The organism is Phenylobacterium sp., assembly GCF_036677185.1.
Classification (GTDB): domain Bacteria; phylum Pseudomonadota; class Alphaproteobacteria; order Caulobacterales; family Caulobacteraceae; genus Phenylobacterium.
On the sequence record NZ_JAKFEN010000013.1, the window covers coordinates 258,087 to 275,360 of the forward strand.

General features: G+C 68.4%; 21 protein-coding genes. 16 read left to right on the forward strand and 5 right to left on the reverse strand.

From position 1 onward, the window contains the following. Nucleotides 1-6: 6 nt before the first annotated feature. Nucleotides 7-858 (reverse strand): glutamate racemase, encoded by an 852-nt coding sequence (locus tag V6M51_RS04910; protein ID WP_332765133.1) that lies wholly within the window; start codon nucleotides 856-858, stop codon nucleotides 7-9. Nucleotides 859-1,070: 212 nt separating this feature from the next. Between V6M51_RS04910 and V6M51_RS04915 the strand changes: the two genes are divergently transcribed. From V6M51_RS04915 to rimM, 6 genes are all read left to right on the forward strand, one after another. Then, nucleotides 1,071-1,334 carry a hypothetical protein gene (locus V6M51_RS04915; RefSeq protein ID WP_332765135.1) on the forward strand — a complete coding sequence of 88 codons (264 nt, stop codon included), beginning with the start codon at nucleotides 1,071-1,073 and terminating at the stop codon, nucleotides 1,332-1,334. 14 nt (nucleotides 1,335-1,348) lie between these two features. Next, complete coding sequence (locus V6M51_RS04920; RefSeq protein WP_332765137.1) at nucleotides 1,349-1,993, forward strand: TetR/AcrR family transcriptional regulator; 645 nt, start codon at nucleotides 1,349-1,351, stop codon at nucleotides 1,991-1,993. Nucleotides 1,994-2,079: 86 nt separating this feature from the next. Beyond that, nucleotides 2,080-4,197: a M3 family metallopeptidase gene (locus V6M51_RS04925; RefSeq protein ID WP_332765139.1), complete on the forward strand. Its 2,118-nt coding sequence runs from the start codon at nucleotides 2,080-2,082 to the stop codon at nucleotides 4,195-4,197. A gap of 254 nt (nucleotides 4,198-4,451) precedes the next feature. After that, on the forward strand, nucleotides 4,452-5,993 hold the full coding sequence (ffh, locus tag V6M51_RS04930) for a signal recognition particle protein (protein WP_332765141.1): 1,542 nt from the start codon (nucleotides 4,452-4,454) through the stop codon (nucleotides 5,991-5,993). Between the two features lie 19 nt (nucleotides 5,994-6,012). Beyond that, nucleotides 6,013-6,591 carry a 30S ribosomal protein S16 gene (rpsP, locus tag V6M51_RS04935; protein ID WP_332765143.1) on the forward strand — a complete coding sequence of 193 codons (579 nt, stop codon included), beginning with the start codon at nucleotides 6,013-6,015 and terminating at the stop codon, nucleotides 6,589-6,591. A gap of 29 nt (nucleotides 6,592-6,620) precedes the next feature. After that, on the forward strand, nucleotides 6,621-7,154 hold the full coding sequence (gene rimM / locus V6M51_RS04940; protein WP_332765145.1) for a ribosome maturation factor RimM: 534 nt from the start codon (nucleotides 6,621-6,623) through the stop codon (nucleotides 7,152-7,154). Here rimM and V6M51_RS04945 read toward each other — a convergent pair. Beyond that, complete coding sequence (locus V6M51_RS04945) at nucleotides 7,151-7,357, reverse strand: hypothetical protein (RefSeq protein ID WP_332765147.1); 207 nt, start codon at nucleotides 7,355-7,357, stop codon at nucleotides 7,151-7,153. The genes rimM and V6M51_RS04945 overlap by 4 nt on opposite strands. 79 nt (nucleotides 7,358-7,436) lie before the next feature. On the opposite strand from V6M51_RS04945, the gene V6M51_RS04950 reads away from it, so the two are divergent. The 3 genes from V6M51_RS04950 to V6M51_RS04960 all read left to right on the forward strand — a co-directional run bounded on the left by V6M51_RS04950 (nucleotide 7,437) and on the right by V6M51_RS04960 (nucleotide 9,820). After that, nucleotides 7,437-7,733: a putative quinol monooxygenase gene (locus V6M51_RS04950; protein WP_332765149.1), complete on the forward strand. Its 297-nt coding sequence runs from the start codon at nucleotides 7,437-7,439 to the stop codon at nucleotides 7,731-7,733. An 87-nt stretch (nucleotides 7,734-7,820) separates the two neighbouring features. Next, nucleotides 7,821-9,356, forward strand: coding sequence for a sensor histidine kinase (locus V6M51_RS04955; RefSeq protein WP_332765151.1), 1,536 nt, complete (start codon nucleotides 7,821-7,823; stop codon nucleotides 9,354-9,356). 17 nt (nucleotides 9,357-9,373) lie between these two features. Then, nucleotides 9,374-9,820 carry a response regulator gene (locus tag V6M51_RS04960; RefSeq protein WP_332765153.1) on the forward strand — a complete coding sequence of 149 codons (447 nt, stop codon included), beginning with the start codon at nucleotides 9,374-9,376 and terminating at the stop codon, nucleotides 9,818-9,820. Nucleotides 9,821-9,824: 4 nt separating this feature from the next. Here the strand turns inward: V6M51_RS04960 and V6M51_RS04965 are convergent, their stop codons facing one another. Next, the gene (locus V6M51_RS04965) at nucleotides 9,825-10,685 is read right to left on the reverse strand and encodes an acyl-CoA thioesterase (RefSeq protein ID WP_332765155.1); all 861 of its coding nucleotides are present in this window, start codon (nucleotides 10,683-10,685) and stop codon (nucleotides 9,825-9,827) included. 117 nt (nucleotides 10,686-10,802) lie between these two features. Here V6M51_RS04965 and trmD point away from each other — a divergent pair, with 117 nt between their 5' ends. The 6 genes from trmD to V6M51_RS04995 all read left to right on the forward strand — a co-directional run bounded on the left by trmD (nucleotide 10,803) and on the right by V6M51_RS04995 (nucleotide 14,089). Beyond that, a complete protein-coding gene (gene trmD / locus V6M51_RS04970; RefSeq protein ID WP_332765157.1) occupies nucleotides 10,803-11,495 on the forward strand; it encodes a tRNA (guanosine(37)-N1)-methyltransferase TrmD in 693 nt (230 codons plus the stop codon). A gap of 37 nt (nucleotides 11,496-11,532) precedes the next feature. Next, a complete protein-coding gene (rplS, locus tag V6M51_RS04975) occupies nucleotides 11,533-11,940 on the forward strand; it encodes a 50S ribosomal protein L19 (protein ID WP_332765159.1) in 408 nt (135 codons plus the stop codon). A 116-nt stretch (nucleotides 11,941-12,056) separates the two neighbouring features. Beyond that, complete coding sequence (locus V6M51_RS04980) at nucleotides 12,057-12,419, forward strand: ArsR/SmtB family transcription factor (protein ID WP_332765160.1); 363 nt, start codon at nucleotides 12,057-12,059, stop codon at nucleotides 12,417-12,419. Continuing rightward, complete coding sequence (locus tag V6M51_RS04985) at nucleotides 12,416-12,859, forward strand: SRPBCC family protein (protein WP_332765162.1); 444 nt, start codon at nucleotides 12,416-12,418, stop codon at nucleotides 12,857-12,859. The genes V6M51_RS04980 and V6M51_RS04985 overlap by 4 nt, the downstream gene beginning before the upstream one ends. Further along, nucleotides 12,859-13,623 carry a hypothetical protein gene (locus tag V6M51_RS04990; RefSeq protein WP_332765164.1) on the forward strand — a complete coding sequence of 255 codons (765 nt, stop codon included), beginning with the start codon at nucleotides 12,859-12,861 and terminating at the stop codon, nucleotides 13,621-13,623. Before V6M51_RS04985 ends, V6M51_RS04990 begins: the two co-directional genes overlap by 1 nt. Before the next feature lie 70 nt (nucleotides 13,624-13,693). Further along, the gene (locus tag V6M51_RS04995) at nucleotides 13,694-14,089 is read left to right on the forward strand and encodes a YciI family protein (RefSeq protein WP_332765166.1); all 396 of its coding nucleotides are present in this window, start codon (nucleotides 13,694-13,696) and stop codon (nucleotides 14,087-14,089) included. Nucleotides 14,090-14,413: 324 nt separating this feature from the next. Here V6M51_RS04995 and V6M51_RS05000 read toward each other — a convergent pair whose 3' ends face one another. Further along, complete coding sequence (locus V6M51_RS05000) at nucleotides 14,414-14,884, reverse strand: GFA family protein (protein WP_442957653.1); 471 nt, start codon at nucleotides 14,882-14,884, stop codon at nucleotides 14,414-14,416. Further along, on the reverse strand, nucleotides 14,881-15,768 hold the full coding sequence (locus V6M51_RS05005; RefSeq protein WP_332765169.1) for a LysR family transcriptional regulator: 888 nt from the start codon (nucleotides 15,766-15,768) through the stop codon (nucleotides 14,881-14,883). Before V6M51_RS05005 ends, V6M51_RS05000 begins: the two co-directional genes overlap by 4 nt. A gap of 80 nt (nucleotides 15,769-15,848) precedes the next feature. Between V6M51_RS05005 and leuC the strand changes: the two genes are divergently transcribed. Then, a complete protein-coding gene (leuC, locus tag V6M51_RS05010; RefSeq protein WP_332765170.1) occupies nucleotides 15,849-17,273 on the forward strand; it encodes a 3-isopropylmalate dehydratase large subunit in 1,425 nt (474 codons plus the stop codon). The last annotated feature ends 1 nt before the right edge of the window (nucleotide 17,274 follow it).

A 17,274-nucleotide genomic window follows, 5' to 3' on the forward strand; every position in this document is an offset into this window, starting at 1 on the left:
AGCTCCCTAAGCTTTCTCGAAGCTTAGCGGTCCGCCCCAGAAAGTCTCCACCAGGCTGGACTGGGCGCCCGGCTTTCCGGTGGTCAGGAACCGCCGGGAGCCACCCTTGCCCGCCCGATATTCCGGGTGCTTGGCGAGATAGCCCTCCAGGGCGTCGGCCGTGGCGTCGGGCTGATGGATCAGCGGGGTGCCCGGCTTCAACGCCGCGCGGAACATGTCGGCGACGATCTCATAGTGGGTGCAGCCAAGGATCGCTCGGTCCGGCGCGCGGCCGATCCGCCGGCTGATGGCCTCGACGTGGCCCTTGATGGCGGCGGCGAGCTCGGCGTCGCCGGCGCCGGCCTCGATCATCGGCGCCAGGTTCGGGCAGGCCTCGGAGAACACCGCCACGTCCTGGCGGCGCTTGTCGATCTCGATCTCATAAACGCGCGAGCGGGCGGTGGCCGGCGTCGAGAACACCGCCAGCACGTCCAGCTTCTCGATCTTGTCGCCACGGCGATCGGCCTCGTGCTCCCAGGGTAGGCCCGTGGCCGCCTCGATGGTCGGTACGATGATGCCCAGGATATTCACCGGCCGCCCCAACTGCTTGCGGTAGCCCGGCAGCCAGGTCTGCTGCAGCCGGCGCAGGGCGATCCCGGAGGCGGTGTTGCAGGCCAGGACGACGAGGTCGCAGTCCTCGGCGAACAGCCGCTCGCAGCCGGCCCGGGTCAGGTCGACGATGTTCTCGCCCTCGCGCCCGCCGTAGGGAGCGTTGGCCTGATCGGCCAGATAGACGAAGTCCGCGGAGGGGAGGCGCTCTACGAGCGCACGGTGGACGGAAAGACCGCCCACGCCGGAATCGAAAATGCCAATGGCCATGAATCCGATGTAGCCGGGCGCCGTTCAGGCGTCCATGAGCGGCTTGATGACTTCGTTCAGCGAATCTCGATATTTCGAATTGACACCGATGTCAGCCTGACATAGTCGTCAGCCCGAAGTAATTGAGACGTGGCCAAGTCAGGGTCGCGACGGGCGGCCCAGGACGCTCCTGCCCGTGGAGTTTTACGCGTCGTCATCCGCCGAGATTTCTTATGAGCTATCCTTTGGCCGCCAATCGCGACCTGTCTTTGGACGACCCGGCCTCCACCTGGGTCGTCGGTGTCGAGGTGGACCTGCAGACAGCGCTGGCGCTGGCGCGGGCCACCACCAAGGCCCTGCTCTATCTGTCCCCCCTGTCGCATCGCGAGATCAGCGCGGCCCTGCAGCAGGAGATCGCCGCCCTGGAGATGCAGAGCGATCCGCTCTCGCTCGCCGCGGCCAACGCCGTGAAACAGTACCTGCCCGAGGCTGCCTGACCGAACGCCGTCCCATGCGGGTCAATCTGGAGGCCCGGGCCGCCACCGCGGAGAATCGCCGCGCGAAGACGCGCGAGCGCCTGCTCGACGCGGCGACGGAAGTCATCTCCCGCAAGGGGCCGGAGGCCGCGTCCATCGAGGACTTCGTCGCCGCGGCCGGCGTTTCGCGCGGCACCTTCTACAACTACTTCCCCGCGATCGGCGACCTGATCATCGCCCTCAACGCCCGGGTCTCCTCGGCCATGGTCCAGGCCCTCGGGCCCGTGCCGCCGCACCAGGACGTCGCCGTCCGTTTCGCCACGGTGCTGCACCACATCCTGGCCACCTTCACCGCCGACCCGGTCCAGGGGTGGATGGCGCTGCGGCTGAGCGAGTCCGGCGCCCCGACCGATCCAAGCTTCGCGGCGCGGTTCGACGCCCTCTTCCTGCGAGGGGTCGAACAGGGGCGATTCAGCAAGTCCGCCAACGTGGTCGCCGCGCGCAACATCGTCGTGGGCGCCTTCCGCATGGCCCAGCGCGACATCTTCCGCGGCGACGCCCCGCCGGACCACGGGACCCAGGTCGTGGCCCTGCTGCTCATCGCCTGCGGACTGCCCGACGACGAGGCCCACCAGATCAGCCGCACGTGCGCCGAGTCCGCCCGGCGGACGCCTGCCTAGGCGCCACATTACCATCCCGTCATGTGACGTTCAGCAAGGTTGACCCTAAGGTCCCGCCGACTCTGAACGAACTCTCGGGAGACTCCATGAAACGGCGCACTTTCCTTGCCGCCTCGGGCGCGACCATCGCCGCCTCGACGCTGCCCGCCGCCGCCTTCGCCCAAGGGTCGACCGGCGCGATCACCGCAGCCTGGACCGGGCCCTATGGCGGCGTGCCCGCCTTCGACAAGATCGCCGTCGCCGACTTCAAGCCCGCCCTCGAACTGGCCATGAAGACCGAGCGGGCCGAGATCGACGCCATCGCCGACAGCAAGGCGCCGCCGACCTTCGAGAACACCATCGCGGCCCTGGAACGCTCCGGCGACATGGGCGACCGGGTGGGCACCTTCTACGGCGTCTGGTCGGGCACGCTCTCGACGCCCGAGCTGCGCGCCATCGAGAAGGAGATGTCGCCCAGGCTCTCGGCCCACAGCGACGAGACCCTGCAGAACGAGAAGCTCTTCAAGCGCATCGAGGCGGTCTACGAGGCCCGCGCCAAGCTGACTCCCGAGCAACAGCGCCTGTCCTGGCTCTACTGGAACCGCTTCGTGCGCGCCGGCGCCCGCCTCTCGCCCGCCGACAAGAAGCGGGTCGCCGAGATCAATCAGGAACTGGCCGGCCTGTTCACCAGCTTCACCCAGAACCTGCTGGCCGATGAGACCGACTACGTCCTCTACCTACGCACCGAGAGCGAACTGGCGGGCCTGCCCGACGACGTCCGCGCCGCGGCCGCCGCGGGGGCCAAGGATCGCGGCCACGAGGGCGAGTGGGCGATCCTCAACACCCGCTCCTCGATGGATCCGTTCCTGACCTATTCCACCCGCCGCGACCTGCGCGAGAAGGTCTGGCGCACCTATTACAGCCGCGGCGACAACGGCGACGCCAAGGACAACAACGCCAATATCAAGAAGATCCTCAAGCTGCGGGTCGAGCGGGCCAAGCTGCTGGGCCATCCGACCCACGCCCACTGGCGGCTCGAGAACGCCATGGCCAAGACGCCGGAGGCCGCCATGGCGCTCATGCTTCGCGTCTGGCCCTCGGCCATCGCGCGGGTCAAGGAAGAGGTGGCCGAGATGCAGGCCATCGCCGACAGGGAGAAGGCCGGCCACCGCATCGAGCCCTGGGACTACCGGTTCTACGCCGAGAAGGTCCGGGCCGACCGCTACGACCTCGATATGAACGCGGTGAAGCCGTACATGCAGCTGGAGAAGCTGCGCGAGGGCATGTTCTGGGCCGCGGGCCAGGTCTACGGCTTCCAGTTCGAGCAGATCTCGAACCTCCCCGTCGCCCACCCAGACATCCGCGTCTGGGAGGTCAAGCGCGACGGTAAGCACCAAGGCCTCTGGTACTTCGACCCCTATGCCCGGGCCGGCAAGCGCTCCGGCGCCTGGATGAACGCCTATCGCGACCAGGAGAAGTTCGACAAGCCGGTGACGACCATCGTCTCCAACAACTCGAACTTCGTGAAGGGCGCGCCCGGCGAGCCGGTGCTGATCTCCTGGGACGACGCCGAGACCATGTTCCACGAGTTCGGCCACGCCATCCACGGCCTGAACTCCGACGTGGCCTATCCCTCGCTCTCGGGCACGGCGGTGGCCCGCGACTATGTGGAGTTCCCCAGCCAGATCAACGAGCACTGGCTGCCGACCCCGCAGGTCCTCAACACCTACGCCCTGCACCACAAGACCGGGAAGCCGATCCCGGCCGAGTTGGTGGAGAAGCTGGAAAAGGCCTCGACCTTCCGCCAGGGCTTCGAGGTCACCGAGTACCTCTCCTCGGCGATCATCGACATGAAGCTGCACCTGGCCGGCGACGTGGACATCGATCCCGACGCCTTCGAGCGCGAGGAGCTCGCCAAGCTGGGCATGCCCAGCGAGCTGGTCATGCGTCACCGCACCCCGCAGTTCCAGCACGTCTTCGCCAGCGACGGCTATTCCGCCGGCTATTACAGCTACCTGTGGTCGGAAACCCTGGCGCTGGACGTGGTCGACGCCTTCAAGCGCTCGCCGGGCGGCATGTACGACAAGCCCATGGCCGCCAAGCTGCGCGCCAACGTCATGAGCATCGGCAACTCGGTCGACCCGGAGATCGCCTATCGCAAGCTCATGGGCCGCGACGTGGACGTGAAGCCCTACCTGCGGAACAAGGGCTTCCCGACGGCGTAAAGGTCATCTGCCTTCCAGTTGCTCCCCCTCTGGGGGGCTGTCGGCCGGATGGCCGACTGACGGAGCAACGTCAGGCCCGCTCGCCTTGACCTTCGCCCCCCTTCGGCGCATAAGCCGCCCCTTCCGGCGCAGAGCAATCGCGCCCTCCACCGCCACGACCCCCGCTGACTGATGCGGGACGAGGGCGGCGAGGCCCCCCGTCGACGTGATCGTCCACGGGGGTCGATTGCGTTTGGGCCTCCAGGAGCGACCGCTTGTTCGACGCGCTGACAGATCGGCTATCCGGGGTTTTCGACCGCCTCTCCGGGCGGGGCGTGCTCTCGGAAAAGGACATCGACGAGGCCCTGCGCGAGGTGCGCGTGGCCCTGCTCGAGGCCGACGTCGCCCTGCCCGTCGTCCGCGAGTTCATCGCCAAGGCCAAGGAACGCGCCTCCGGCGAGGACGTGATCCGCTCGATCCGCCCCGCCGACCAGGTGGTCAAGATCACCTATGACGGCCTGGTGGAGATGCTGGGCGGCGACGCCGCCGAGGGGCTGAACATCAGCCTCAACCCGCCGACCGTCATCCTGATGGCCGGCCTGCAGGGCTCGGGCAAGACCACCACCGCCGGCAAACTCGCCCTGAAGCTGGTCAAGGACCGCAAGAAGGTCCTGCTGGCCTCGCTGGACACCCGTCGTCCGGCCGCCATGGAACAGCTGGGCATGCTGGCCAAGCAAGCCGGCGCGGAATTCCTGCCCATCGTCGCCGGCCAGATGGCGACCGACATCGCCAAGCGGGCCATGACGGCCGCCAGGCTGCAGGGCTACGACATCCTCATCCTCGACACCGCCGGGCGCACCACGCTCGACGAGGCGATGATGAGCGAGGCGGCCGAGATCGCGCGGATCTCGACCCCGTCCGAGACCCTGCTGGTGGCCGACAGCCTGACCGGCCAGGACGCGGTGCGCACCGCCAAGGCCTTCCATGAACGCCTGCCGCTCACCGGCCTGGTCCTGACCCGAGCCGACGGTGACGGCCGGGGCGGGGCGGCGCTCTCCATGCGCGCGGTCACCGGCCTGCCGATCAAGTATCTGGGCGTCTCGGAGAAGATCGACGGCCTGGACGTGTTCGACGCCCGCCGGGTGGCCGGGCGGATCCTGGGCCAGGGCGACGTGGTGGCCCTGGTCGAGAAGGCCGCCCAGGACCTGGACCAGGCCAAGACCGAGGCCATGGCGCGCAAGCTCGCCAAGGGCCAGTTCGACCTGGACATGATGGCCGACCAGTTCGCCCAGATGAAGAAGATGGGCGGCATGGAAGGCCTGATGGGCCTGCTGCCCGGCGTCCAGAAGATCAAGAAGCAGATGGCCGAGGCCAATGTCTCGGACAAGACCCTGGACCGACAGTCGGCGATCATCTCGTCGATGACCAAGGCCGAGCGGAAGAAGCCCGACATCCTGCAGGCCTCGCGCAAGCGCCGCATCGCCGCCGGCGCCGGGGTGGACGTGGCCGACGTCAACCGGCTGCTGAAGCAGCACCGGCAGATGGCCGACGCCTTCAAGATGATGAGCCGCGACGGCGGCAAGGGCTTCGCGCGCATGGCCGGCATGATCGGCGGCGGGGGCGGTTCCGACCGTCTCAAGGCCCTGGGCGGCGGCAAGCTGCCTCCGCCCGACACCAAACAGCTCGAGGAGCTGGGCAGGCTGGCGGGCAAGCCCGGCGGCCTGGCCGCCAATCTCGGCGCGCCGGAACCTCCGAAACTCCCGGGACTGGGCGGCATGAACATGCCCTCGGTCTTCAATCCCTTCAAGAAATCCTAGATCTTACAAAGGACTACCCATGCTGAAGATCCGTCTCGCCCGTGGCGGCGCCAAGAAGCGCCCCTACTATTCCATCGTCGTCGCCGACAGCCACTCGCCCCGCGACGGCCGCTTCATCGAGAAGGTCGGGACCTACAACCCGATGCTCAAGAAGGAAGACGGCAACCGCGTCACCCTTAAGGTCGAGCGCATCCAGGAATGGATCGGCAAGGGCGCCCAGCCCACCGACCGCGTCGCCCGCTTCCTCTCCAACGAGGGCGTGGTGAAGTGGGAGCACGGCAACAACCCGAAGAAGGGTGAGCCCGGCCAGAAGGCCAAGGAACGCGTGGAAGAGCGCGCCAAGCGCGAGGCCGACCTGGCCGCCGCCGCCGCCGAAGCCGCCGCCCGTCCGCCCGAGCCGGAACCGGTGGTCGAGGAAGCTCCCGCCGCCGAAGCCGTGACCGAGGAGGCTCCGGCCGCCGAAGCCGCCGCTGAAGAGGCCCCCGCCGCCGAGGAAGCTCCCGCCGCCGAAGCCGCTGCTGAAGAGGCCCCGGCCGCTGAAGCCGCCGCCGAGGAAGCTCCGGCCGCCGAAGCCGACGCCGACAAGGCCGAAGGCTAAGACCCCATGGTGCGAGGAGGAGCCCCCGCGTGAGCGACCAGCTCCTCCTCGTGGCCCAGGTCGGGGGCGCCCATGGCGTCCGCGGCGAACTGAAGATCACCACCTACACCGCCGATCCCATGGCGGTGGCCGACTACAAGAACCTGATGCGCCAGGACGGCTCGCCCGGCCTGGTCATCGCCTCGGCCCGCCCCGCGAAGGGCGGGATCGTCGCCCGCGTAAAGGGCTGTGATGACCGCAACGCCGCCGAGGCCCTGCGCGGCCTGAAACTGTTCATCGCCCGCGATGTCCTGCCCGAGCCCGAGGAGGATGAGTTCTATCTGGCCGATCTGATCGGGCTGGCGGTCGAGACCGCCGCCGGCGAGCCGCTGGGCAAGGTCAAGGACGTCCGGGACTTCGGCGCGGGCGACCTGCTGGAGATCCAGCCCCGGGCCGGCCAGAGCTGGTGGCTGCCCTTCACCCGCGAAGCTGTTCCCGAGGTCCGCCTCGCCGAGGGCAAGGTCATCGCCGCCCCGCCGGCGGTCATCGAAGCCGACCCCAACGAAGGCCGCGACGAGCCCTAGGCGCCCGAGGGCGGTCCGCCCTGCCGCGCCAGATAGGCCGCGCCCGCCGGCGTAATGTCCCAACCCTCTTGGCTGCGCTCGGCCAGGCCGAGGTCGGTCAGGGCCCGGGCCGCGCTGATATTGACAAACGGCACCGCCGCCCCGGTCTTTTTCCGGGCCAGGTCGCGCAGGGCTTCCAGTTGGCCGCTCGTCAGGTCATCCATGGGCGGACGCTACACCCATTGGCCGGTTTGCGCGCCGACCGAGATGGGGCTTAGTCGGAACAATGGCGAAGGAGGCTCCATGATCCTGGTGACCGGCGCGGTGGACGCCAAGCCCGAGACCTTCGACGAACTGCGCCAGCTCTGCGTCGACCATTCGGTCCGCTCACGCGCCGAGCCGGGCTGTCGGTCCCACAACGTCCATGTGGATTGCGAGGCGCCCCTCCGGCTGGTTTTCGTCGAGCGCTGGGCCGACCTCGAGGCGCTGAAGACCCACTTCGCCCGCGCCGACGCCATCGGTTTCGTCAAGGCCGCGCGCAGGCTCGCGACCGGCGGCACGCGGATGGAGATCCTGGACACCACGCCCGCGACGCTGTGACGCCCGGGGATCCGGCGGCCAATTTCAATCCTTGGGTGTCCTGGTGCTACAACCTGGACGTCGCATGCGTCGCAAGAGGCCGGCCTGATGAGTCCCAAACCGCTGCGCGCGCCGCTCGCGGCCGAGAGCGTCGAGTTTCTTCCCCTGGTGCTGGACACCGCCCTCGATGCGGTGATCGTCATGGGCGACGACGACATCGTGCGGGACTGGAACCATCAGGCGCAGGTGATCTTCGGCTGGACCCGGGCGGAGGCGGTCGGCGAACCCCTGGCCGATCTGATCATTCCCAGGACGCTGCGCGAGGCGCATCGAAAGGGGCTCGAACGGTTCCTCGCCACCGGCGAGGGCCCCTTGCTCGGCCGCCGGATCGAGGTCACCGCCCTGAACCGCTCGGGGGAGGAGTTCCCCATCGAGCTGTCGATTTCGCCGGTGAGGGTCGCCGGCGCGGTGCTTTTCCTCGGGTTTGTCCGCGACATCTCCGAGCGATGGCGGCACGAATCCTTCCTGCAGCGCCAGGCGCGCGAGGCGGAACTGCTCAACCGCGTGACCACCCTGGCGGCCGAGACCGAGTCGCTCGACGATATCCTGCGGCTCTGCCTGGATTCTGTCTGCGAACTAACCGGCTGGCCCGCCGGACACGCCTACCTCCCGGCCAAGGGCCCGCTCCCGAAATTGGCGCCGACCATGATCTGGTGCGGCGACCCCGACGAGTTCGCCGTCCTGAGGGCCGTCACCTCCAAGACGACCTTCGGACCCGGCGAGGGATTGCCCGGCCGGATCTGGAGCACGCGCGAGCCCTGCGCCATCTTCGAGGTCAACGACCCCGACGCCTTTCCGCGGGCGTGGCTGGCCGACGACCTCGGCGTGCGCTCGGCGTTCGGCTTTCCGATCATGAGCGGCGGCGAGGTGGCCGCGGTGCTCGAGTTCTTCAGCCGCGACGCCGCCGAGCCGGACGCTCGGCTGATGCATATCGTTGGTGTCCTCGGCCAACAGGTCGGCCGGGTGCTGGAGCGCCGTGCGGTGCAGGAGCGCCAGACCCTGCTGCTGGCCGAGCTCGACCACCGCGCCAAGAACATGCTTGCGGTGGTCATGGGCATGGCCGACCAGACCGCCCGCCGCGCGGACTCCCTGGAGTCCTTCCAGTCCGCCTTTTCGGCCCGCCTGACCGCGCTCGCGCGCGGCTACAGCCTGGTCACCGCGAGCCGGTGGCGCACGACCTCCCTGGAAGAGATCGTCCGCGAGATCGTCCAACCCTATGTCGCGGAGGGCCAGGCGCGGCTGGAGACCAACGGCCATGGCGTGGTCCTGTCGCCCAAGGCGGCCCTGGCGGTGACCATGATCCTGCATGAGCTGGTGTCCAACGCCACCAAGTACGGCGCGCTCTCCACGGCCGACGGCAAGATCGCGATCGAATGGTCGGTGTCGGCCGCCAGCCCGCGCACGATCGGGCTGGAGTGGCGCGAGACCGGTCTCCGCGGATTGCAGACGCCCACCCGGCGCGGGTTCGGCGCGAAGCTGATCGAGGCCACCGCCCAGCGCGATCTCGGCGGCGAGGTCGAGATTGAGTTCGCCGCCGAGGGCGTGTGTTATCGATTCGAATTCCCGGAACCCGTATCGGCATGACTTCGAGCGACGGTTTGATGTCTTCGACCCAGCAAGCCCTCCACGCGGCGCCCGCGCCCCGGCCGCATTCACACACTCAGGGCGCCCCGGCGACCCAGGCGCTCCGTGTCCTGATCGTAGAGGACGAGGCGATCGTCGCCATGAGCCTGGAGTCCCTGATCGAGGACTTCGGCTTCGAGGTCTGCGCCATCGCCGCCACGGGCGCCCAGGCCGTGGCCTTGGCCACCTCGCTCCGCCCCGACCTCATCCTCATGGATGTGAACCTGATCGGTGAGATGGACGGCGTGGAGGCCGCGCGACAGGCTCGCCTCGCGACCAACGCGCGGATCGTCTTCGTGACGGCCTACGGCGCCGGCGAGGTGCTGCAACGCATCCGCGCGACGGTTCCCGACGCCCTCGTGGTGGCCAAGCCGGTCTCGGCCCCAGCCTTGCGGGCCGCCATCGAGCAGATGCGGCCCCAATAGCGGCCTATTTCCGCATCCGGATCAGGCCTTCCTGGGCCGTCGAGGCGACCAGCACCCCGGCCTCGTTGTAGATCGCGCCGCGCACGAAGCCGCGACCGCCCGAAGCCGAGGGGCTGTCCTGGGTATAGAGGTGCCATTCGTTGAAGTTCGACGGCTGGTGGAACCACATGGCGTGGTCGAGGCTGGCCGACTGGAAGCCCGGGGTCTGCCACTGCACCCCGTGCGGCCGCATGGCGGTCGACAGCATGTTCATGTCGGAGGCGTAGGCCAGGATCACCTGATGCATGTGCGGGTCCGACCCGATCGGAGCCCGGGCCCGGAACCAGACATCCTGGGTCGCAGGCTTGGGGCCCTTGGCGGCGGCGCCGAACAGGTCGCCGTCCACCGGCCGCATCTCGATGGGCCGGGGACGCGACATCATCTTGCGCATCTCCTCCGGCATCTTGGCCATCATCTTCTTCTGCGCTTCGGACTCGTCGGGCAGGTCGTTCGGGCCGGGCACGGCAGGGATCGGCGTCTGGTGCTCGAAGCCCGTCTCGGCCACCTGGAACGAGGCGGCCAGGTTGAAGATCTGCTTGCCGCCCTGGATCGCCACCACGCGGCGGGTGGTGAAGCTGCCGCCGTCGCGCGAGCGGTCCACGTCGAAGACGATGGGGATGCGCGGATCGCCCGGCCGGATGAAGTAGCAGTGCAGCGAGTGGCAGACCCGGTCCTCGACCGTCTCGTAGGCCGCCAGCAGCGACTGGGCGATCACCTGGCCGCCGAAGATGCGCGGCGGACCGAATTCCGGACTGACGCCCCGGAACAGGTTCACCTCCAGGCGCTCCAGCGACAGGGTCTCGGGCAGGCTCTCGGGGGTGTCCATAATCGGTCTCGGAATATGCTGCGGTGCGAAAGGACCCCGGATTAGGCCCATAGCGCCGCGGCGGCAAGTTTGAGGGGCAGGTGGAAAACCCGCGGCGTTTGGTCCAAAAGCCGCACCATGTCCTTCGACGCCACCGTTCTCACCATGTTTCCCGAGGCCTTTCCGGGGCCGCTCGGCGTGTCGCTGATCGGCACGGCCTGGCGCGAGCTTGGGCTTTGGACCTTGGAAACAGTGGACATTCGGGGATTTTCCAAGGATAAGCGCGGCTTCCTCGACGACACCCCCGCGGGTGGCGGCCCGGGACAGGTAATGCGGGCGGACGTCATCGCGGCTGCGCTGGACAGCGTGGACCAAAGAGGACGGCCGCTTTTGTACATGAGCGCCCGGGGTCGGCCCCTGACCCAGGCGCGCGTTCGAGAGTGGGCTGACGGGCCTGGACTGATCGTCCTGGCCGGCCGGTTCGAAGGGGTGGACCAGCGGGTGCTCGACGCCCGGGGGTTCGAAGAGGTCGCCGTCGGCGACGCGGTGCTCGCCGGTGGCGAGGCGGCGGCTCTGGTGACGATCGAAGCGTGCGTAAGGCTCGTGCCCGGCGTCCTCGGCCAGGCTGAGAGCTTGAGTGAAGAGAGTTTCGAGGACGGGCTCCTGGAGCATCCGCAGTACACGCGACCGCGGACGTTCGAAGGGCTCGACATTCCCGATGTGCTGCTTTCAGGCCACCACGCCGAGGTTCGGAAGTGGCGGCAGGCCCAGCGGGAAGAGACCACGCGGGAACGGCGTCCGGACCTCTGGGCGCGGCGTCCCGCCAAATAACAGGCAAAGGGCGATCAAGCCCGAAAGGATCAGACCGATGAACATCATCCAGCAGCTCGAAAAAGAAGAGCGCGACCGCCTCCTGGCCACCCGCGCCATTCCGGACTTCCAGCCGGGCGACACCGTCCGCGTCAATGTGAAGATCAAGGAAGGCGAGCGCGAGCGCGTCCAGGCTTACGAAGGCGTCTGCATCGCCCGTCAGGGCGGCGGCATCAACGAGAGCTTCACCGTCCGCAAGATCTCCTTCGGCGAGGGCGTGGAACGTGTGTTCCCGATCCACTCGCCGAACATCGACTCCATCGAGGTGAAGCGTCGCGGCGTCGTCCGTCGCGCCAAGCTCTATTACCTGCGCGACCGTCGCGGGAAGTCGGCCCGGATCGCCGAGCGCCAGATGGGCGCCAAGGTCGACAAGGCCGAAGCGGCTCCGGAAGCCGCCGAAGACTAGACCCTTCGGACTCAACGATCTTCCAGCGGCGGCCGTGGCGACACGGCCGCCGCTTTCGTTTCCGCTCGGCACGGAGTCCTATTGACAAGGCTCGGTCGATCTTATCAGTTCTCTACATGGTGAACTATCAACACAGAGACCTTGATCGCGTTTTCGCCGCCTTGGTCGACCCCACGCGGCGGGCGATCCTGACGCGGCTTGAGCAAGCCGAGTCGCTCTCGATCACGGCGCTCGCCGAGCCGTTTCCCATCAAGCTCCCGGCGGTGATGAAGCACCTCGACGTGTTGTCGGACGCCGGTCTGATCTCCCGCTCCAAGCAGGGTCGCACGGTGGCGGTCCGCCTTTCGCCCCAGCCACTTCGCGAGGCGCGTGACTGGTTGAGCCGATATGAGCGGTTCTGGTCGCCGGCCCTGGACCGCCTCGCGGCCTACGCGGAAGCCAAGGAAGCCCAGGCTGGGGCCAGGGCCGAAGGCGAATGACCACCAGCCTGACTCTGGTGCGGCGTATTCGCGCCCGCCCCGCCATCGTCTTCGACGCCCTGACGACAGCCGACGGCGTCAGCGCATGGTGGGGACCTGACGACCTGCCTGTGATCCTGGCCGAGATCGACGCCCGGGTCGGCGGGTCGTTCCGCGTCCGCTTCAAGACCCTGGACGGGCAGGAGCACGAGGTCTGCGGGGAATATCTGGAAGTCGCCCCGCCGCACCGCGTCGCCATGACCTGGCGCTATGTTTTCGGCGGCGAGCCCGAGGAGTTCGGTCGCGTCTCGCGCATCGAATGCGATCTGGCGCCTATCGCGGGGGGAACCGAACTCACCTTCACCCACGCCGACCTCAAGAACGAAGCTTCCCTCGCGAGCCACGAGCAGGGCTGGACCGGATCGATGACCAAGCTCGTTGGCCGGCTCGGCCAGCTTTGATGGCGACCCATCTCAACCATCCTAAGGGGATCCTGAAGGCGATGCAGACAATTGGTTCTCGGGCTCGCGCGGCGACCGCCGGCGCGGTCCTGATCCTGGCTGGCGCGATGTCCGCCGGCGGGCTCGCCCAGGCCCAACCCACGGCGGGCCCCTACCCCGCGATGGCCCCGCTCAGCGCCTATCGGACCCAGAGCCGGGCCGAGGAGATCGCCATGGCGCGCAGCGCCGCACCGGCGTCGGTCTCCGACAAGGCCGAGGTGCTGGTGCTGGGCGACAAGGGCTATGAGACCGCGGCCAAGGGGTCGAACGGGTTCAGCTGCATCGTCCAGCGGTCCTGGGCCAACGACTTTGGCTCCGCCGAGTTCTGGAACCCAAAGGCCCGAGCGCCGATCTGCTTCAATCCCGCCTCGGCTCGCACCGTGCTGCCGACCTATCTGATGCGCACGTCCTGGGTGCTGTCGGGGATATCGGTCGAGGAGATGGCGTCCAAGACCAGGGACGCGCTGGCCAGCGGCGCCATCCCGCCGCCCGAGCCGGGGGCCATGTGCTACATGATGTCGAAGCACGGCTACACCGACGACGCCGCCGCCGGCCCTTGGCGCGCCCACCTGATGTTCTACGTGCCGCGCGCCCAGCCAGAGACTTGGGGCGCGAACCTCCCTGGCAGCCCGGTTATCGGCGGCGCCAGCAGCATCGAGCCGCTGTCGGTCTTTATCGTGCCGGTGCCGAACTGGTCGGACGGGTCGCCGGACCACGGGCACTGAGGCAAAGACCGCGGCGCTGCGCACCCTGAGCCCGGGGAGCCGGGCTCCCTTCCAATGCAAAGGGCATCGAATGAGGTTTCTCTGCCTCGGCTACTACGACGCGGCCAAGATGGACGCGCTCCCCAGGCCCGAGATCGACGCCATCATGGCGCAGTGCCGGCCGCACCTCGATGATCTCCACGCGACCGGACAGGTGCTCCTCGACCTTGGCCTCGAGGTCGAAACCAGATCCGTCCGCAGGGTGGATGGTGTCGCGAGCGTCACCCAGGGCCGTGTGGTCGAGTCCCGCGCGCTCATCGGAAGCGCCTTCGTCATCGAGGCCCGCGACTTTGAAGAGGCCATCGCCGTAGCCTCCAAACACCCCAGCATTCAGGTGTCCGCCGGCGAACAGTTCGGCTGGGCGATCGAGATTCGCCCCATTCACACCTACCGCGCCCCGACGACGGCCGAGCCGCTGAAGGCCTGAGCCAACGCGAATGCCTGTGATCGTCCCCGGACGACTATTTCATCGCCCCGGACGACATCGCCGGCGAGGTCTTCCACCTCAGCCAGCAGCCGAGGAGCGCCCGGAGATTCCTGGCCGAGGCGCCGCCGTTCGGGGAGACCTGGTAGGGCTCAGCGGGCCAATCCATTCCAACTATTTTCGTCATCCCCGGGCTTGTCCCGGGGACCCATACGCGCGAACGCTCCAGGCAGGCCCCGAACCTCGGAGTTTATGGGTGGCCGGCACAAGGCCGGCCATGACGAGCGAAGGAAGGAAAGACGCGCAACGACCGTCGAGGGAGCCTTACTAGCCTTCGCAAATTTCCCGCCAGCGACGCGCCACCGGCATGATGTCGTCGGGAACCGTGTCGTAGAGCAGCGTACCCTCCGGAAAGCTGAGCCAAGGCGCCTTGCTGCGCAGATAATAGGCTGCGGCCGGCTGCACCCAGCCAGCCTCGTCGAGGGTGCCGGCTCGCACGGTCACGGTCTGCGGCCCCCAGTAGGGCTCGCTGTAGAGCCGCACCCCGCAATGGGCGCAGATGTTCTGCGGGATCTCGTTCCCCGCTTCTGATCTGCGGATCCAGGTGGCGACCTCGCCCCTGGTGACTCTGAAATGCTCACGCATCACCGCCATGGCCAAGCTGAACCCGGATCCGGTCAGGGTCTGGCAGTCGGTGCAGCAGCAGGCGAAGGTGACGGGCGGGCTCGACAGGACTTCATACCGCACGGCGCCGCAAGCACAGCCGCCGCGCACGGGAAAGGCTGGGAGCCGGCTCACCGGCTGGCGGCCGAGAACACCGTCAGCCGCTCGGCCAGGTGGTCGAACATCAGGCGCATCCGCCGGCTGCCCTTCAGGTTCTCGTGCATGGCGATCCAGATCTCCAGCTTGAAGGCGAAAGTCCCCGGCAGCACCTGGACCAGGCCACTGCGCTCGGCCAGCCGATGCTGGCAGACCCCTATGCCGTAACCGGCCCGCAGGAAGGCGACCTGGGCGATGTCGTTGTCGCTACGCAGTGCGAACATCTCGCGGCTGATCGGCCGGCCGATGTCGAGCCCGCCCGGGACGCTGACGTCGCGCTTGTCGTAGCCGATGATGGTGTGGTCATCGAGGTCGTCCAGGGACTTGGGCGTCCCCGCCCGCTCCAGGTACTCCGCGGTGGCGTAAAAGCCGAAATGCAGCTCGCCGACCCGGCGGGCGACCAGGGTGTTCTGGGTCGGCCGGGCCATGCGCACGGCGATGTCGGCGTCACGGCGCGACAGGTCTTCGTTGCGGTTGGTCAGCACCAGCTCGATGTCGATGGTCGGGTGGGCGATGCGGAACTCCGTGAGGATCTCGGGCATGGCCTCCACGCCCATGATCTCGCTCGCGGTGACCCGCACCGTACCGCCGATCCCGTCGGCGCCCGAGGCGTCGCGCAGGGCCGCGGCGGCGGCCGAGGACATGTCCTCCAGGTGCGGTCGCAGCTCGTTGGCCAGGTCGGTGGCGATCAGGCCCCGCGGACTGCGCAGGAACAGCGGCGCGCCGAGGCGTCGTTCCAGCTCGTCGATGTGGCGCCCGAGCGTCGGCTGGGTCAGCCCCCGCGCGCGGGCTGCGGCGGAGAGCGAGCCGGCCTCGAGGACGGCGTGCAGGGTCTGGAACAGGTCCCAGTCGGTTGATGCCATGCCCGCATGAATAACCGATCCGGCTCGCTCGGCAATTGCGGCTGCTGGACTTTGGGGCCCCCGCGGAACTAGATGCGGCCATGGTTGGAAAGACGCTTTACGACAAGATCTGGGACTCCCACGTGGTCGACGAGACCGACGGGGAGGCGATTCTCTATATCGATCTGCACCTGATCCACGAGGTGACCACGCCGCAGGCCTTCGCCGGCCTACGCGCGGCCCATCGTCCCGTGCGGCGTCCGGACCGCACATTGGCGGTCGCCGACCACAATATCCCCACCGAAGGTCAAGGCCTCGGCGTGGACGCCGTGGCCGACGAAGAGGCCCGCCTGCAGCTCCAGACGCTCTATCGCAACGTCAAGGACAACGGCATCGAGTTCTTCCCCATGGGCGATATCCGCAACGGGATCGTCCACGTGGTCGGCCCCGAGCAGGGCCGCACCCAACCGGGCATGACCATCGTCTGCGGCGACAGCCACACCTCCACCCACGGCGCCTTCGGGGCCCTGGCTCAGGGGATCGGCACGTCGGAGGTCGAGCATGTGCTGGCCACCCAGACCCTGCGCCAGAAGAAGTCGAAGAACCTGCGGGTCACCATCGACGGGGCTCCCGCGCCTGGGGTCGGCGCCAAGGACTTCGCCCTGGCCGTCATCGGCGCGATCGGCACCGCCGGCGGCACGGGTTCGGTCATCGAATTCGCCGGCGAGGCCATCCGCGGCCTCTCGATGGAAGGCCGGATGACGCTCTGCAACCTGACCATCGAGGGCGGCGCCCGCGCGGGCCTGGTGGCGCCCGACCAGAAGACCTTCGACTACATGATGGGCCGCCCGGCCGCGCCCAAGGGGGCCGCCTGGGAGATGGCGCTCTCCTACTGGAAGACGCTCTATTCCGACGACGACGCCGTCTTCGACCGCGAAGTCCGGCTGGACGCCGCCAAGATCGCGCCCCTGGTCACCTGGGGCACCAGCCCCGAGGACGTCATCGCCGTGACCGACACCGTCCCCGCGCCCGAGAGCTTCGCCAGTCCCGACAAGCGCGCCTCGGCCGAGCGGGCGCTGGACTATATGGGCCTGGCCGCCGGACAGCCGATCAGCGACGCCAGGATCGACGTCGTCTTCATCGGCTCGTGCACCAACAGCCGCATCGAGGATCTGCGCGCCGCCGCGGCGATCGTGCAGCACGCCTTCCTGCACGGCCGCCTGGTGGCGCCGCACGTGCGGGCCATGGTGGTGCCGGGCTCCGGCCTGGTGAAGGCCCAGGCCGAGGAAGAGGGCCTCGACGCCATCTTCAAAGCCGCCGGGTTCGACTGGCGCGAGCCGGGCTGCTCCATGTGCCTGGGCATGAACCCCGACCGCCTGGCGCCGGGCGAACGCTGCGCCTCGACCTCCAACCGCAACTTCGAGGGCCGTCAGGGTCGGGGCGGACGCACCCACCTGATGAGCCCGGCCATGGCCGCCGCCGCCGCCATCGCCGGCCATATCGTCGACGTCCGGGAGTTCCTCTGAC

Bases quoted from the DNA above. Each gene is read 5' to 3' on its own strand.
- V6M51_RS04915 (WP_332765135.1), top strand. From the start codon at position 1,071: ATGAGCTATCCTTTGGCCGCCAATCGCGACCTGTCTTTGGACGACCCG.
- V6M51_RS04910 (WP_332765133.1), bottom strand. From the start codon at position 858: ATGGCCATTGGCATTTTCGATTCCGGCGTGGGCGGTCTTTCCGTCCAC.
- leuC (WP_332765170.1), top strand. From the start codon at position 15,849: ATGGTTGGAAAGACGCTTTACGACAAGATCTGGGACTCCCACGTGGTC.
- V6M51_RS04990 (WP_332765164.1), top strand. From the start codon at position 12,859: ATGGCGACCCATCTCAACCATCCTAAGGGGATCCTGAAGGCGATGCAG.
- V6M51_RS04945 (WP_332765147.1), bottom strand. From the start codon at position 7,357: ATGGATGACCTGACGAGCGGCCAACTGGAAGCCCTGCGCGACCTGGCC.
- V6M51_RS04925 (WP_332765139.1), top strand. From the start codon at position 2,080: ATGAAACGGCGCACTTTCCTTGCCGCCTCGGGCGCGACCATCGCCGCC.
- V6M51_RS04960 (WP_332765153.1), top strand. From the start codon at position 9,374: ATGTCTTCGACCCAGCAAGCCCTCCACGCGGCGCCCGCGCCCCGGCCG.
- V6M51_RS04980 (WP_332765160.1), top strand. From the start codon at position 12,057: ATGGTGAACTATCAACACAGAGACCTTGATCGCGTTTTCGCCGCCTTG.
- V6M51_RS05005 (WP_332765169.1), bottom strand. From the start codon at position 15,768: ATGGCATCAACCGACTGGGACCTGTTCCAGACCCTGCACGCCGTCCTC.
- V6M51_RS04955 (WP_332765151.1), top strand. From the start codon at position 7,821: ATGAGTCCCAAACCGCTGCGCGCGCCGCTCGCGGCCGAGAGCGTCGAG.
- V6M51_RS04985 (WP_332765162.1), top strand. From the start codon at position 12,416: ATGACCACCAGCCTGACTCTGGTGCGGCGTATTCGCGCCCGCCCCGCC.
- V6M51_RS04950 (WP_332765149.1), top strand. From the start codon at position 7,437: ATGATCCTGGTGACCGGCGCGGTGGACGCCAAGCCCGAGACCTTCGAC.
- trmD (WP_332765157.1), top strand. From the start codon at position 10,803: ATGTCCTTCGACGCCACCGTTCTCACCATGTTTCCCGAGGCCTTTCCG.
- V6M51_RS04965 (WP_332765155.1), bottom strand. From the start codon at position 10,685: ATGGACACCCCCGAGAGCCTGCCCGAGACCCTGTCGCTGGAGCGCCTG.
- V6M51_RS04920 (WP_332765137.1), top strand. From the start codon at position 1,349: ATGCGGGTCAATCTGGAGGCCCGGGCCGCCACCGCGGAGAATCGCCGC.
- rplS (WP_332765159.1), top strand. From the start codon at position 11,533: ATGAACATCATCCAGCAGCTCGAAAAAGAAGAGCGCGACCGCCTCCTG.
- rpsP (WP_332765143.1), top strand. From the start codon at position 6,013: ATGCTGAAGATCCGTCTCGCCCGTGGCGGCGCCAAGAAGCGCCCCTAC.
- V6M51_RS04995 (WP_332765166.1), top strand. From the start codon at position 13,694: ATGAGGTTTCTCTGCCTCGGCTACTACGACGCGGCCAAGATGGACGCG.